The 13,761-nt window shown below is 61.8% G+C and carries 13 protein-coding genes; 3 read left to right on the top strand and 10 right to left on the bottom strand.

Annotated elements, in window-relative coordinates; all coding sequences use genetic code 11:
* Nucleotides 1–377: 377 nt before the first annotated feature.
* The 4 genes from FJ319_07925 to FJ319_07910 all read right to left on the bottom strand — a co-directional run bounded on the left by FJ319_07925 (nucleotide 378) and on the right by FJ319_07910 (nucleotide 4,016).
* The gene (locus FJ319_07925) at nucleotides 378–2,090 is read right to left on the bottom strand and encodes a bifunctional riboflavin kinase/FAD synthetase (GenBank protein ID MBM3934215.1); all 1,713 of its coding nucleotides are present in this window, start codon (nucleotides 2,088–2,090) and stop codon (nucleotides 378–380) included.
* Between the two features lie 24 nt (nucleotides 2,091–2,114).
* A complete protein-coding gene (locus tag FJ319_07920; GenBank protein MBM3934214.1) occupies nucleotides 2,115–2,315 on the bottom strand; it encodes a hypothetical protein in 201 nt (66 codons plus the stop codon).
* Between the two features lie 195 nt (nucleotides 2,316–2,510).
* Nucleotides 2,511–2,888, bottom strand: a complete 378-nt coding sequence (locus FJ319_07915; GenBank protein MBM3934213.1) for a response regulator — start codon at nucleotides 2,886–2,888, stop codon at nucleotides 2,511–2,513.
* A gap of 366 nt (nucleotides 2,889–3,254) precedes the next feature.
* Nucleotides 3,255–4,016 carry a serine hydrolase gene (locus tag FJ319_07910; protein MBM3934212.1) on the bottom strand — a complete coding sequence of 254 codons (762 nt, stop codon included), beginning with the start codon at nucleotides 4,014–4,016 and terminating at the stop codon, nucleotides 3,255–3,257.
* A 118-nt stretch (nucleotides 4,017–4,134) separates the two neighbouring features.
* On the opposite strand from FJ319_07910, the gene FJ319_07905 reads away from it, so the two are divergent.
* Together FJ319_07905 and FJ319_07900 are read left to right on the top strand one after the other, a co-directional pair.
* Nucleotides 4,135–5,382, top strand: a complete 1,248-nt coding sequence (locus FJ319_07905; protein ID MBM3934211.1) for a transglutaminase domain-containing protein — start codon at nucleotides 4,135–4,137, stop codon at nucleotides 5,380–5,382.
* Between the two features lie 86 nt (nucleotides 5,383–5,468).
* Nucleotides 5,469–6,590 (top strand): amidohydrolase, encoded by a 1,122-nt coding sequence (locus tag FJ319_07900; protein ID MBM3934210.1) that lies wholly within the window; start codon nucleotides 5,469–5,471, stop codon nucleotides 6,588–6,590.
* 328 nt (nucleotides 6,591–6,918) lie between these two features.
* On the opposite strand, the gene FJ319_07895 is transcribed toward FJ319_07900, so the two are convergent.
* The 6 genes from FJ319_07895 to FJ319_07870 form a co-directional block, all read right to left on the bottom strand.
* Nucleotides 6,919–7,449, bottom strand: coding sequence for a hypothetical protein (locus tag FJ319_07895; GenBank protein ID MBM3934209.1), 531 nt, complete (start codon nucleotides 7,447–7,449; stop codon nucleotides 6,919–6,921).
* Nucleotides 7,450–7,713: 264 nt separating this feature from the next.
* Entirely contained in the window at nucleotides 7,714–8,493 is a 780-nt protein-coding gene (locus FJ319_07890) for a hypothetical protein (GenBank protein MBM3934208.1), read from the bottom strand.
* Nucleotides 8,494–8,638: 145 nt separating this feature from the next.
* Nucleotides 8,639–9,319 (bottom strand): hypothetical protein, encoded by a 681-nt coding sequence (locus FJ319_07885; GenBank protein ID MBM3934207.1) that lies wholly within the window; start codon nucleotides 9,317–9,319, stop codon nucleotides 8,639–8,641.
* A 104-nt stretch (nucleotides 9,320–9,423) separates the two neighbouring features.
* On the bottom strand, nucleotides 9,424–10,212 hold the full coding sequence (locus FJ319_07880) for a hypothetical protein (protein MBM3934206.1): 789 nt from the start codon (nucleotides 10,210–10,212) through the stop codon (nucleotides 9,424–9,426).
* Nucleotides 10,213–10,352: 140 nt separating this feature from the next.
* The gene (locus FJ319_07875) at nucleotides 10,353–11,267 is read right to left on the bottom strand and encodes a M48 family metallopeptidase (protein ID MBM3934205.1); all 915 of its coding nucleotides are present in this window, start codon (nucleotides 11,265–11,267) and stop codon (nucleotides 10,353–10,355) included.
* Nucleotides 11,194–12,336 carry a GuaB3 family IMP dehydrogenase-related protein gene (locus FJ319_07870; GenBank protein ID MBM3934204.1) on the bottom strand — a complete coding sequence of 381 codons (1,143 nt, stop codon included), beginning with the start codon at nucleotides 12,334–12,336 and terminating at the stop codon, nucleotides 11,194–11,196. The genes FJ319_07875 and FJ319_07870 overlap by 74 nt, the downstream gene beginning before the upstream one ends.
* A gap of 187 nt (nucleotides 12,337–12,523) precedes the next feature.
* On the opposite strand from FJ319_07870, the gene queG reads away from it, so the two are divergent.
* A complete protein-coding gene (queG, locus tag FJ319_07865) occupies nucleotides 12,524–13,675 on the top strand; it encodes a tRNA epoxyqueuosine(34) reductase QueG (protein MBM3934203.1) in 1,152 nt (383 codons plus the stop codon).
* Nucleotides 13,676–13,761 lie beyond the last annotated feature (86 nt).

Here is a 13,761-nt window from a genome sequence, read left to right as displayed (position 1 = left end):
TACAGGTTTGGCGCCCGACGACCAGTTGGGTAGGGAAAGCGGTAGGGGCGCGTCTCAGACCCGCCCTGGTTGTTCACCGCGCAGGTAGTGGAGCCGGGCTCGCCTTCGGTAGGGGCGGCCCTGCGTGGCCGCCCTGGCCCTTCCCATTGAAATGTCCACTCCTGTGAATTACCGCCGCTCTCGGGTTGAACAGGGCGGCCACATAGGGCCGCCCCTACGAGCAGATATCTAACCTGCATCTGACTGCCGCTGTCCTGTAAATGCCCCGATGCGTCGGGACCCCTACCGAGGACAGGCTCGCCAAAGCCTGCTATTTCAAAGGAATACCCCAGCCAGAATGGCTGGGGTATTGTCGACAATGGCAATGGGTCTCGCCGCTACCTCGTCCCCGCGTTCAGCAGTATGGCCCTCGCCTCTGCGATGTCCTTGTCTACCTGCTTCTGCAAATCCTCCACGGTGGCGAACTTGACCTGTCCGCGGAGCCGGTGCACGAACTCCAGGCCGATGTCCTTGCCGTAGATATCGCCGGAGAAGTCCAGGATGAACGCCTCTATGGCGTAAGTGCCGTTCTCGAACGTGGGCCGGCTGCCTATGCTGATGGCGGACATGTACCGCTGCCCGTCCACGAGCGCGTGGCCGGCATAGACTCCGTCGGCCGGAATGGCCATACCGGGCGGCACGTTAAGGTTGGCCGTCGGGAAGCCCAGCCCGCTGCCCTTGCCGTTGCCATGAACTACTGGGCCGCGCAACACAAAGTGCCTGCCCATCTGGTTGCTTACACGGCTGACGTAGCCCGCGGCGAGCTGCTTGCGGATATTGGTGCTCCTCACCGCTTCCCCGTAAGGGTCTTTAAGCGGCCCAACGATCCTGAGATCGAAGTGCATATCCTCGCTCAGCTTGTGCAACGCCTTCACATCCCCCTTTCGGCCCCGGCCCATTGCGAAGTCCGGTCCAACGACGAAGCCCTTCATCCGCAGGTCCTCTTGCAGGATTTTCAGGAAGTCCTCGGCGGTCAGGCTCGCAAGGGCCTTATCAAACTCGATAGGCACGATATAGTCCACACCGAGCGCCTTCAGCCTGGAGATGCGCTCCTCCAGTGTAATGATCATAAGGGGCGCGGCGGACGGGCGCAGAACGGTTGCCGGGTGGTTCTTGAACGTGACCACGGCGGACCGGCGGTTTTTGTCCTTCGCCTCCTGGATTACAGCCGCGATAAGGTGCTGGTGTCCGAGGTGGACGCCGTCGAACATGCCTATTGTGACCACCGTGTCCCTATCGGGCGGCGGTACCAGCAGCGGGCGGGGGATAATGTACCTCCTGCGGCGCCTCAAGAAGACCAGAAGGAGAAGGCCTCCGGCTACGGCAAAGCCGATCAGCCACAGGCGGCCCAGTTCTTCAACCAGCTCCTCAACAGGGATGCCGGGTATAATGCTGCGATTCTTGGGCGAAACGGGCGCGATGTACTGGATGGGCGGCACATCCAGGTCTACCGTTATCTCCATTTTGGGCAAGTAGCCAAGAATGTTTTCGTTAGACCCCGGAGGCCGGACTTCGGATACCGGGTCAATGTCCAGGTTGGTAGTGCCTTCCTGCTTCGCCTCAAACCGGAGGGTTGCGACCAGCAGGCTGTCATTGAAGTTTATCAGGCTCGTAGCCTCGCACCGTACAACTATCCTGCCGGGCGCCTGGGATACTACGTGAACGCCCTTGTCGCAGACCGTGCCTTTCGTGTCGAGGCCAAGGAAGTTGAAGTTGTCCGCCGGGTAGTTAACGACGCTCTCAATGTAGCCGACCGTTGTGCCCCGAGTGTCAAGTCTCACCTCGATGCCGGTCACGTCACCCGTTGAGAGGGAAACGGCCTTGTCGTACAGCGTCTTGAGGAAGAGCGCGGCGCTCTTCTTGTCGCTCGGCTCGCTGTAATAGCCGTTGCGCTCCAGGACATCCTTTGGAGCGACGATGGCGTAAAGGCTCAAGTGCGAAACAGGGGAGACCACGCCGTTCTCGATGACAAGCGTGCCGATCTCCTCCCACAGGCCAGTGTCCGGGTTGAAGGTAATGAACTTCAGGTGGCCCGGCTCCTGATCGATCATATCCAGAATCAGGTCAGTGAAGGGTCAGTACATCTCCAGCGGAGAATTGAAGCGGTAACGCGGCAACCAGACATCCGTCCGGTAGGCCTCAAGGTCGAACAGCTGGCCAACAATGCCGAATTCCGGGTCCATGCCAGGCACCTGCTCCACTTCACGAGGGGAGTAGATGAGTGTGATGTAGTCATCCACCGCACCCGGCGGCACGACTATGATTGGGGAAGGCATGTCCGGGGAAACCGGCTCAGGGGCCAGCAGGGCGGTCCTGTTCGGCTTGGCTAGTTCTGTAACACGTCCGTATTTCCACCTACGTGTTACCCCCCAAAATGCCTAACCCGATTATATTACGTCCTTCGCTTCGGCATCAACCATTTTGGGGGTTATGATTCACTTAAGAATCACTGATGCCTTGCGCCGGGCCGCTCACGCTACCTGCTTACGCCTCTTCGCCAGGCCCTCCACCGTGCTGATGAATGCCGACATGCCGATGTTCTTGACCACGTATCCGTCTGCCCCTGCTGTCATGGCAGACTCGCGGCACTCCTTGTCCGGAAGACCGCTGAAGACCAGGATCGGAACATCGGAGATCTTCCTGGCCTCTCTGCAGAACTGGATGCCGTCCATAACCGGCATCGTCAGGTCTGTCACCACCACATCCGGGCGGTGAGCTTCAAGGATCAGCAGGCCGTCTTCGCCGTTCGCCGCGCTGACCACGCTAAAGCCTGCCAGGTGGAGCCAACCCTTGAGCATCTCGCGTAGCAGCTCGTCATCGTCTACTACAAGGACCTTGATATCCGTCAAGCTGCCACCTCCTTTCCCAAGAGCCCCACTCCTCGCGCCACCTATAGATTAGGCTAATTGCGGGACTGCGAATACCGCACCCCCACAGCAATTGCCATTGGTGGTGCCCCTAGACGCAGATCGGGCTAGCACCATATCGCACAGTGCTAGCCCGATACCTGATTGGGAGGCGACCATTGCCGATGCTGATAAGCAGGGTAAGGGCCTCCACTAACAATATCAACGCCCTGGCCTACACGAGGCTCTCCTTTGAGTAAGCGCCTACGGCAAGCCTTCCGATCTCCGCAATCGCCCCCGCCCCGTCCACCTGCTTGTCGTTCGCCAGAGCAAAAGCCGAGACTATCATCGGCCCGGAATGGAGGTAGACTATCCCACATGACCTTTTATGATGCCGGAGGAGCCGCTTTTGTGGGCTATAGGTGTGCCGGGGCGCAGGTGTTTACGTATGCCTTGTACGTAGTTGGTCTGCTTCATGATGTCCAGCATGGCCACGGAGGCGGATGCGTCCACCATTTCGCCCCGGTGCATTCTACGTAGCATGTCCGCCATGTCTACGGGCCTGGCGACGTTATTTTCCAGCGAGTCCGTATACGATACTGACGAATAGTCCAGCGGGTATTTGTCCGAGCCTCGCTGGAGCGCGTCGCTTTCGCGGTTGCGGGGGAGGTGGCCCAGGTTGCGCATGCGGTAGTGGTATTCGCCAATGGTGACGGTGGTCCGGGTCTCGGGGTACCCCAGCCGGTCGAGCGTGGCGTTGATGTTCTTGTTGCCCAGGATGCCCATCAATGTATCGGTGGCGATGTTATCGCTGACGATGATCATGAGTCGGGCGTAGTCCAGCAGAGTCAGCTCGGGGGTGTCCTGGAGCATTGACAGCATGCCGGAGCCGAGGGAGGAGACGTTGTCCGGCACTCGTACGCGAGTGTCAAGAGAGATGGCGCCGTCCCGTGCCTGCCGGAACAGCTCGATCAGGACGGTCACCTTGCATACGCTGGCGGTAGGGTACCTGCGGTCCGCGGCGTACTGGTGGCAGTCGCCTGTATTGATATCTTCCACATAGAATCCCAGGCGGCCCGGGAATGCCCGGGCGACGGCGTCCATCTCCGCCGTTGGGAACCTGCCGGTCATAGCTTTCACCTCGCGCACAAAGTCGGCCTGTTGGATATAATACCGTGCGACAGGATAACACAGTAAGGCCGCTGCCTTACCTTATTAATAGCCCAGGGGCGGACCGGGAGTCCTTTCGATGAGCAAGCTGTTCTACACAGAGGCCGGTCACGGCCAGCCGAACATGAGCGAGGAGCTGACGACCTTCCGCCGGGCGCGGAAGGTGCTTGACCTCCCCGCGACTTCAAAGAGCGCCACAGTATACGCGCTTATGCGGGCGTACCCGGACTCGAAAGTCCCGCTGCGTTTCTCCGTGAACGGGCGGGAGATCGCTACCTTGCCCGCGATGCCGATGCCCTGGTACAGGTGGTACCAGTTCACGGTTGAGGCAAAGCACTTGCGACGGGGCGAGAATGTATTCGAGCTATGGTGCGATGCAACGGCGATGAACGCATGGTCGATTGGGCTGGAGTCCGGGTACGAGGCGCCGCGGAGCTTCATCAGCGACAACAGCGGCGCTGAGTGGCGCAACCACCACATGGGCTACCTGAACACTTTCCGCGCCGAGTACATACTCCGCGTTCGGCTGGAGGATGGGCAGGACGCGCCTCCTCCGCCGTTCAAGTGGGAGGATCCGGGCACCGCGCGGATGGAGTCCCTACGCCGGGTTATTCCTGAGGCAGCGAAGGGCAAGGGTAGCTCCCTTGAGAAGGCCCAGGCGATTATGGGGTGGCTCTCCAGCAACATTGAGCACGCCAACACGGTAATAACGATGCAGAATGCCCCCTGGGACCCGGAGACGGTCTTTGACTGGGGCTCAAAGCAGCGGGGCCACAACGGCATGCGGCCGCTGGTCCACTGTGTACACTTCTCCGCCACCTTCGTTAGCTGCGCGCAGGCCGTGGGCATACCCGCCCGGTGCGCGGTGTTCACAAACCAGCAGCCTGACGGCTGGTTCGGCCACTTCACGGCGGAGTTCTGGTCGGCGGAGCAGAAGAAGTGGGCGATGGTAGACCCGCAGGGCAACGCGTGTTTCATGCGGAACGACAGCGAGCTGCTATCGATCGCAGAGGTCCAGCAGGTGCGCCCGGAGCTGGCGAAGTACACGAAGTTCGGTGAGGGGATCGAGTCGCAGAAGAAGAACCCGCGGCTCAAGGGCTTCATATTTGACCGGTACCCAGTTGGGACATCCTTCAAGCACAGGTCCACGTGGTACCGTTCTGACCTGCTGACGAACCCTATCTATAACCCTCCGGCGCACGGCTCGACTGCCTACTGCGAGACGGGGCTGGTGTGGGATGAGAAGGAAAAGGACCTTTTCGGTATGTTCCCGCACTTCGGTGACGAAGCGTACTTCAGCGGAGCGCCGGTGGGCTTCCCGGGGTAGCGGGACGGCGCCGGCAATCACACCGCGTTGCTATCCCCGGGCGACGGTAGCATTGACAGCGAACTTAAGGAAAGGCGTCCACAGATATGATTATCGACTCGCACGTGTACTGTTTTACGCCGATCGATACGCCGGGCGGGCATGAGAGCGGGGCGGTGAGGATGCGGTTCGCGCAGGCGGGGTACTCCGGCCACCAACAGCCGGCATACAGGATCAAGGACCTGCAGCCGGGGCCGTCCGACGTGCTCAACCCGAAGGCGTCAACCGACCTCATGCAGCTGCCGGACCTGCAGTTCAGGGCCAACTACGCCCGGGGCAGGATGGTCTGGAACTACAACGGGGACGAGTACACCAAGCAGTTCTTTCCGCCGAACCTGCGCAACCTGGAGTTCACGCCGTTCAGCCTTAGCAGCGAGATGGACTATGCCGGGGTTAACGCGGCGCTTATCCACACGGACCCGATGCTGGGCCGCGATTCCGCGTACCTGGCCGAGTGCAAGAAAGTGATGCCGGGCCGCCTGAAGTCCATGATCCCGGTGGACGAGTGGCGCATAAAGGACGATACGGACGCCGTCATCCAGGAAGTGACCGACGCAGTGAAGGTCCACGGGCTGGACGCGATCAAGTTCAACCCGCTCGGGTACGCATCGGGGCCGGAGTCATGGGACGATAACTGGTACCGGCCGTTCTGGGAGGCCGTGACGAAGCTCAACGTGCCCGTATTCTTCACCCTGGGCACGGGGCCGGATTTCCGCAACAGGAAGCGGACGAAGGCGGATGAAATACAGGGTTACCTGAACGAGCACCGGATCCTGATGAAGTGGATGGAGCGTTACCCGAACAACGTCTGCAGCCTCACGCACGGTTTTCCGTGGAGACTCTTCCTTGACGGCAACAAGATCGTGTTGCCTGCCGATATCTGGGCGCCGTTCAAGGGCGAGAACTGCAACCTGGAGGTATGCTTCCCCGTGCGCCTCGGTGACCTGTTCGACTACCCGTACAGGGAGGTGTGGCCCACGCTGGAGGCGATGCTAAAGAACATCGGCGCCGACCACCTGCTCTGGGGCACCGATATGCCGTTCCAGAACCGGTTCTGCACTTACCGACAGTCGCGGCAGTACATTGAGAAGTACTGCACGAACTTCATCGGGAAGAGCGAGATGGCGATGATTATGGGCGGGACGGCAAAGCGCATACTGGGGTTCTAGCGGGCGCATCCCTCGGTGTGGGTTTAACACGGCCCTTCAGGCAGTTTGGGATGTCGGACCTTACCCAGCCCGTTGGGCTGGGCTCAGGGAACACGCCCCGTCAGGGCGTCAAGGCAGAGGACTTCAATTCGGCCAGATGAGCCGGGGCTCAGGGAATACGGCCCTTCAGTACATGCGAGAGAGGGCTGTAGCCGGAGACGGACTGGTACGGGACAGGCGCCCCGATACATCGGGGAGCCTGTCATCATTTTGCCTGGCAACATTTAATGGTGACGATCGGCTAATTGATTCGCGAGCAGGCGGGCTCACTGGTGTTGCCGGAGCCGCCTCAAGGGATGCAGTTGCGCCTGAGCAGGCTGGTCTTGCCTGCTGCCAGGGCGGCCCTTACCTCCTCTGCGACGGGCTTCGGCACCCATGAAGTACAGGCGGTCTCATTGTCCTTGAGGTACATGAGTGCGGCGACGTTCGGCTTCACGCCGGTGCGGCCACCGGTGATCTGTGCCGCGAGGCGTTCGATCGCGGCCTTGTCCGCGGAGACCGTGCGCAGGAACTCGGCGATCTCCGGGGCGGTCTGCTTGAGGGATGCCGTGCTGGCGATGCGAATATCGGAGCCCGCTCCAAAGGCGGAGCCCGCGTCAACCACGGCCCCCGCGCTGGACTGCGCCGCAAGCCATTCCCCGGCGTCTGCCTTCGGCACCTCCGCTACCACGTCTACGGCGCCGCCCGTGAGCGCCGCCTGGTAGCCAGATTCGTTCACGTCTATGAGGTCGACCTTGTAGTCATAGCCCCAGACGATAATGTAGCCCAGCAGGTTGTTGAGCAGGCTGACCTCGTCGTCGGTCCAGTCAGCAAATCGCACCGTTCCGTTGCCTTCGGACGCCTGCGAGGCAACCGCATTGTTGGTCAGGCCCGGTGTGGCGGCTGCCGCCGGCGTTCCGTCCGCCGGCGCGGCCGCGGGGCTCTACGGCGTGCCGGCCGACAGGGCGGCCCTGTCTCCGACGTTGAACGGATCGGCCTCCGGCGCGCAGGCCGCCAGGGCGAAGAGTCCGGCCAGGACCGCCGGTAGCGCCAAGTGCCGCAAGAGTCGATTCCGAATCATCCAGGGCTCCTCGAAATTGAACTTTTACTGTATGCACCGCATGGTCGTCGCACCGCCCTCATTGCCAATGGGAATGCAGCCCCGGTTCCGGAGGCTGGTCTTGCCGGTAGAAATCGCATCGGTCACCCCTGCGATGATGTCCTGGGGCGCCCACGTCGACCATGTAGTGCCTGATTTCAGGTATGTAAGAGTCGCAACGGTAGGGGAGACTCCCACGCGGCCGGTTGTGATGCTTGCGGCGTAATTGGCTATGGTTGCGTCATCGAGCGTCACCGAGCCGAGAAAACTTACGAGCTCTGGGGAGCTCTGTCTCAGCGCCGGTTGCACCACTATGCGCTTGTCCGATGATGCGCCCAGCAGGGAGCCCGCGTCCACGATCTTTCCGGAAGATATGCCTGAGTTGTACCACTCGGCGTCCGTTACCCGGTCCACTTCCATGACAACGTCCACGAGGCCCTGGTCGAAGGCTGCCTTGTTTCCCGCTTCCTTTGTGTCTATCAGCTCTGCCGAGTAGCCGTAGCCCCACACCATGAAATAGCCCACCAGCGTGCTCTCGAGGGCGATCCTGTTTTCACCATGGTTGGCGAAGCGGATAGTGCCCTTGCCGACGATGTCATTACTGAGCGGAGTGCCGGTTATGAGCGGTATCGGCGTTGCGTTTGAGCCCGGCAGGGGCGTGCTCGGCAGCACCGTGCCCTGGCGCAGGAGCGGAGTTGAGCGCTGGCCGCAGGCGGTCAGCGCGATGGACGCGACTGCGAGAGCGGCGAGAAGCGCAAATGCAAAGTTCCGGTCGAAGCGGTGCATTATCTACTCCACGAGACGTGATTGTCTAGCAGTTCGGGCTGCCTGCGCCGCCGTGGCCGCCGTCCGGGATGCATGCGCGGTTGCGCAGGCTGGTCTTGCCTCCGGCTATCGCGGCAAGGACGGCATCCTTCACAGCGGTATCTGTCTACCCGGCCCACGTCTCCTCGTTGGTCTTGAGGTACTGCAGCGTCGCGACGGCAGGCGTTATGCCTGTGCGCCCGCCGGTTATGCCGGCCGTGATGGTTGTAATGCCTTCCTCGCCGACGCTGAGCTTTTGAAGGAACTCGGTCAAGTCCGGCGCGCTGTTCTTGAACGCTGCGGTGACCATTATTCGCTTGTCGGACGTGGGGCCATATAAAGAACCTACGTCGAACATCTTGCCTGCGGATGTCTGGGCATTGTACCAGTCCGCCTCGTCCGTTTCCAATGCTTCTATGACAACATCGACAAGTCCTGCTTCCACTGCCTGCTTGAAGCCCGACTCTTTTGTATCAACGAGCTCTGCCGAGTAGCCGTAGCCCCACACGACGATGTAGCCGGCGAGGGTGCTGCCGAAGGACGTTGTGTTCACTCCGGAGTTCGAAAAACGAATGGTGCCCTTGCCGAGAAGCTCGGGGTTGCGGTTAAGGACGCTCAGGTCCTCGGCCGTCGTTGGCCCGCCGGAGGTTGCGACGGTGGAGGCGGGGTCCGGGGTTGCCGTGGCGCGCGGGCGGAAGGGATCGGCGTCCGGCGTGCACGCCGTCGAAAGCAAGGTGATTACGAAAAGCGCTGAAATGGCAGGGAGCAGAACGGCTACTCGGTGCGAAAGATTGAAACTGGTCGCCATCGGTCTAACCCCCCTGGTATTTGTGGCGATATATTACCATTTTCAAATACAGAGTGGACCCGGGAAGTCCGGGTCCACTCTGGGGGCAGGTCCAGATCGAGTTGCTAGGTGCCGCAGTTGGGGCTGCCGCCGCCCGCGCCGCCGTCTGGGATACAGGCCCGGTTGAGCAGGCTGGACTTGCCGGCCGCCACGGCGGCGTCTACGCCCTCCTTAACGGCGGGTGTGACCCACGAGGGCCAGTTGGAGGCAGAGTCCTTGAGGTAGATAAGGGCTGCCACGTTGGCGCGGATGCCTGTTCGGCCGCCGGTCATCTGTGCGGTGAGCTTGTCCACGGCCTCCTGGCCGGGGACCGCCTTGGCCAGGAAGTCCACGAGCTCCGCGGCCCTGTCCCTGAACGTGGATACGACGATAATGCGCTTGTTGGAGTCCGCGCCGTACAGTGAGCCGGCGTCGATGATCTTGCCCGCGGCGATCTGGGCGTTGTACCAGTCCGCGTCAGCGGTCTTATCGACGTCTACAGCAACATCGACCAGTCCGTCTTCAAGCGCCTTCTGGTAGCCGGCCTCTCTCACGTTCACGAGCTCGGCGGAGTAGCCGTAGCCCCACACCATGATGTAACCGACGAGAGTGCTGCCGAACTGGACGTTGTTGGTGCCGTCGTCCGCGAACTTGATCATGCCCTTGCCGATGATCGTGCTGGCCGAACCAGAGCGGTCGGTTGTGGGTACGGGAGTTGCGTTCGGGTTGAAGGTGCCGACAGGCGTGGGAGTCCGCGCGCGGTCTCCCACCGCGAATGGGTCGGCGTCCGGCGCGCAGCCTACGAGAGCAAACAGCAGGATGGACAATAGAAGCCCGAGACCGAGATAACTCTGACTACAGATAGTCTTAGCCATAACTACTCTCCAGTTCGTATTGCATGGGGCTCTGATGCCGGCCCGGTTTACACAGGGATGCTCCAATTATAGCCCAATGAACTGTTTAAATTCTCGCCGTCCATATCCAATAGACGTTGGCGAGGGCAGATTTGTTCTGATCAACCTGGGCCGCGAGGTTGCGCCCAGATGGGGACATGCTTCTCGGCGCGCTTCACCTGGGCCTCCAGCTTCCTGCAGTCCGGTTCCAGCTTCTCAAAGGTCTTCCAGAACTTTGGAGAGTGGTCCATGTGCTTCGTGTGGCAGAGCTCGTGGATGAAGACGTGGCGGACCAGCTCCGGCGGAAGGAAAAGCAGGCTGCGGTTGAGGCTGATGTTGCCGTCTTTCGAGCAGCTGGCCCACCTCGTGCTCTGGCTCCTGACACCGGCGCGGCCGTAGGGGAGGCGCGTTTCGGCGCTGACCGCCTGGAGCCAGGGGAAAAGGTGGGCTTTGGCCTTGACGGTCAGCCACTGCTTGAGCACGTCTACCACCGTCTCGATGCTCTCCACCTGTCCCTCGATCCTCAGCGTACCGTGGCAGTTTGGGGTGAGCCGGACTTCGTTCTTCTCTGAAGGGACGTAGAAGACGGTCCAGGACTCCCCGAGCGCCGGCAGGTCTACGACATGCGGAGCGGCCAGGGCCTCCGGCTTACCGATGCGCTGGACGGCACGGTCGATCCACGCCCGGCGGGCCTCGACGATTCCGGGGATGTTCTTCTTATTGAAGCCTGGGGGAACGACGACGACAAGCCCCTCCGCGCGCGTGACGCGGAGGATGACGCGCCGGGCGCGGGGGCTTACGCGGACCACATAATCCATTTGCCGGAGCACCGTGAGCGTTTGAACGTTGCGGTATATTAAACCAGAGCGTTGCGAAGGCAGGAAGGGGAACAGAGGTGAAAAAAATGTAGAGGCGTCCGCCGCGGCGGACGCCTCTACGATTGGTCCGGGACCTTGATCCTGCCTACTCCAGGCCGAGCTGGTAGTGCTTGCCTTCGGTCTTGATGGACGGGGCGATGATGAGCTCCGCCTTCTCATGGAAGTCGCGGATGTTGAACGCGCCCACCATGCCCATGCAGACTTGCAGAGCGCCCATGAGGTTCTGGGTGCCGTCGTGCTTGGACGTCGGGCCGTACATGAGCTGCTGGAGGGTGGTCTTCACGCCGGGCTTCACGCGGGTACCGCGCGGAAGAACGGGGTGCGGCGTGGCCATGCCCCAGTTGTAGCCCTTGCCGGGCGCTTCCTTCGTCTGAGCGAACGGCGTGCCGATCATAACCGCGTCGGCGCCCGAGGCGAATGCCTTGCACAGGTCGCCGCCCGTCCTGATGCCGCCGTCCGTGATGATGGGGACGTACCGGCCTGTCCTGCGATAGTACTCCTCGCGGGCCGCCGCGCAGTCCATGGTCGCCGTGACCTGCGGAACGCCGACGCCCGTCACCTCGCGGGTGGTGCAGGCCGCGCCGGGGCCTACGCCGACGAGGACGCCGTGCACGCCGGTCTCCATGAGCTCCAGGGCGACGTCGTACGCGACGCAGTTGCCGACGATGACGGGGATGTTTACCATCTCAAGGAGCTCGGAGAAGACGAGGCCGCGCACGCTCTTGGAGACGTGGCGGGCGGTTGTTACGGTGGACTGGACGCAGAGGAGGTCTGCCCCGGCATCGACCGCGATGGGGGCGAGCTTCTTTGTGTTGGCTGGGGTTACGGACACAGCGCATACTGCGCCGCCGGCCTTGATCTCCTTGACACGCTTCGCCAGAAGGTCTTCCTTGATAGGGGCGGAGTAGAGCTTCTGGAAGAGGGCCGTGACGTTCTCAGGGGGAGCGGCAACGATCTGGTCGATGACCTCTTGCGGGTTATCGTACCGGGCCTGAACGCCCTCCATATTCATCACCGCTAGGCCGCCGAGCTTACCGAACTCGACAGCGAACGCCGGGTTGACGATAGCGTCCATGGCGGACGCGATTACAGGAGATTTGAGAGTCACGCCGTCTATAGAAAACTGGATGTTGGTCTGGTCCGGATTGATGGTCACATGGCCCGGCGCGATTGCGACTTCGTCGAAACCGTACGCCCGCCTTAGTGCCTTGAACTGGGGGACCCCCATTAAAATCCTCCTGCCCCTGAAAGTTTTGCGAGATTATAGAGAGTGGAACAGAGCAAGTCAACCAAATACTCAGGTAGAAAAGCCGCGGGGCACTCTGTCAGAATGGCTTCATGCCGAGGGTTTGTAAACGTTTGTGAATATTTTAACACATGTGTCCAAGTGCCGGATATTACGAAATACGTAGAGAATGAGCGACCTTGAACGGGCGATAAAAGAGTACGCGCGGTCCCTGGGATTCGATGTCGTAGGCATCGCTTCTGCGGTGCCGTTCCTGCGGGACGAGGCCGAGGCGGTGCAGCGCGTGCGCGACGGGATGATGGACGGGCTGCCCTGGTATACAGAGGACCGCGCGCGCAAGGTGAACCACCCTGAGGTCCTTCTGGAGGGCGCGCGGTCGATCATCTCCCTGGCGAAGAGCTACAACACCGGCCCTCGCGACCTGGCATCTCCCGGCCCAAGGGGCAAGATTGCCCGGTACGCGTGGAACGAAGACTACCACGCTCTATTAAAGGATAAGATGCGCGACCTGGCCGAAGGGGTGCAGCGGCTTGCCGGGAGGCCCGTGAGGACGAGGGTGTTCGTTGACGACGGGCCGATGAACGACCGCGCCGCGGCGGAGCGGTCGGGGGTGGGGTGGTTTGGGAAGAACTCGCTCGTGCTGACGCAGGGCTACGGGTCGTGGGTGCTGTTGGGGCAGGTGCTGACAGACCTGGAGCTGGAGGAGGATTCGCCGCTGAAGAAGAGCTGCGGCGAGTGCGTGAGGTGCATCGACGCGTGCCCCACCGGCGCGATAATTGCCCCCTACACGATAGATAACCGGCGGTGCATCTCGTTTCTCACGATCGAGCTGCGGGGGGCGATTCCGAGGGACCTGCGCCCGCTGGTGGGAGACTGGGTATTCGGGTGCGATATCTGCCAGGACGTTTGCCCGGTGAACCGCAAGGCCGCGCAAACGCTCGACCCGGCGTTCGCGCAGCGGCACGACTTCGGCGCGCCCGCGCTGCTGCCGCTGTTGGAGCTTGACGACGAGGCGTTCAGGGAGCGGTTTCGCGGCTCGGCGGTGAAGCGGGCGAAGCGCGTCGGCCTCCAGCGGAACGTGTGCGTAGCGCTGGGGAACATCGGCGACCCGGCGGCGGCGCCGGCGCTGGCTCGCGCGCTCGCCACGGCTGAGCCGTTGGTGCGGCGGCACGCGGCGTGGGCGCTGGGGAAGATCGGCGGGGCGGAGGCGGAGGCGGCGCTGCGCGCGCGGGAGGGCGTGGAGGCGGACGAGGAGGTAAGGGAAGAGATAGCAGCGGCGCTGGGAGAGAGCGAATCTCGGTCTAACGGCCTTGTAAGATAAAAAGAGACTGGCTGATGTATAAAATGTGAGATAGCGCGGCAGGCCGATCAGGCCTTGGTCCGACATTGTCGAGACCGTCCTTCAGC

The sequence above is a fragment of the SAR202 cluster bacterium genome (genome assembly GCA_016872355.1).
Lineage (GTDB): Bacteria > Chloroflexota > Dehalococcoidia > Lucifugimonadales > VGZY01 > VGZY01.
Note: the sequence above shows the minus strand (reverse complement) of the source record. Positions and strands in the feature narration are given on the sequence as shown.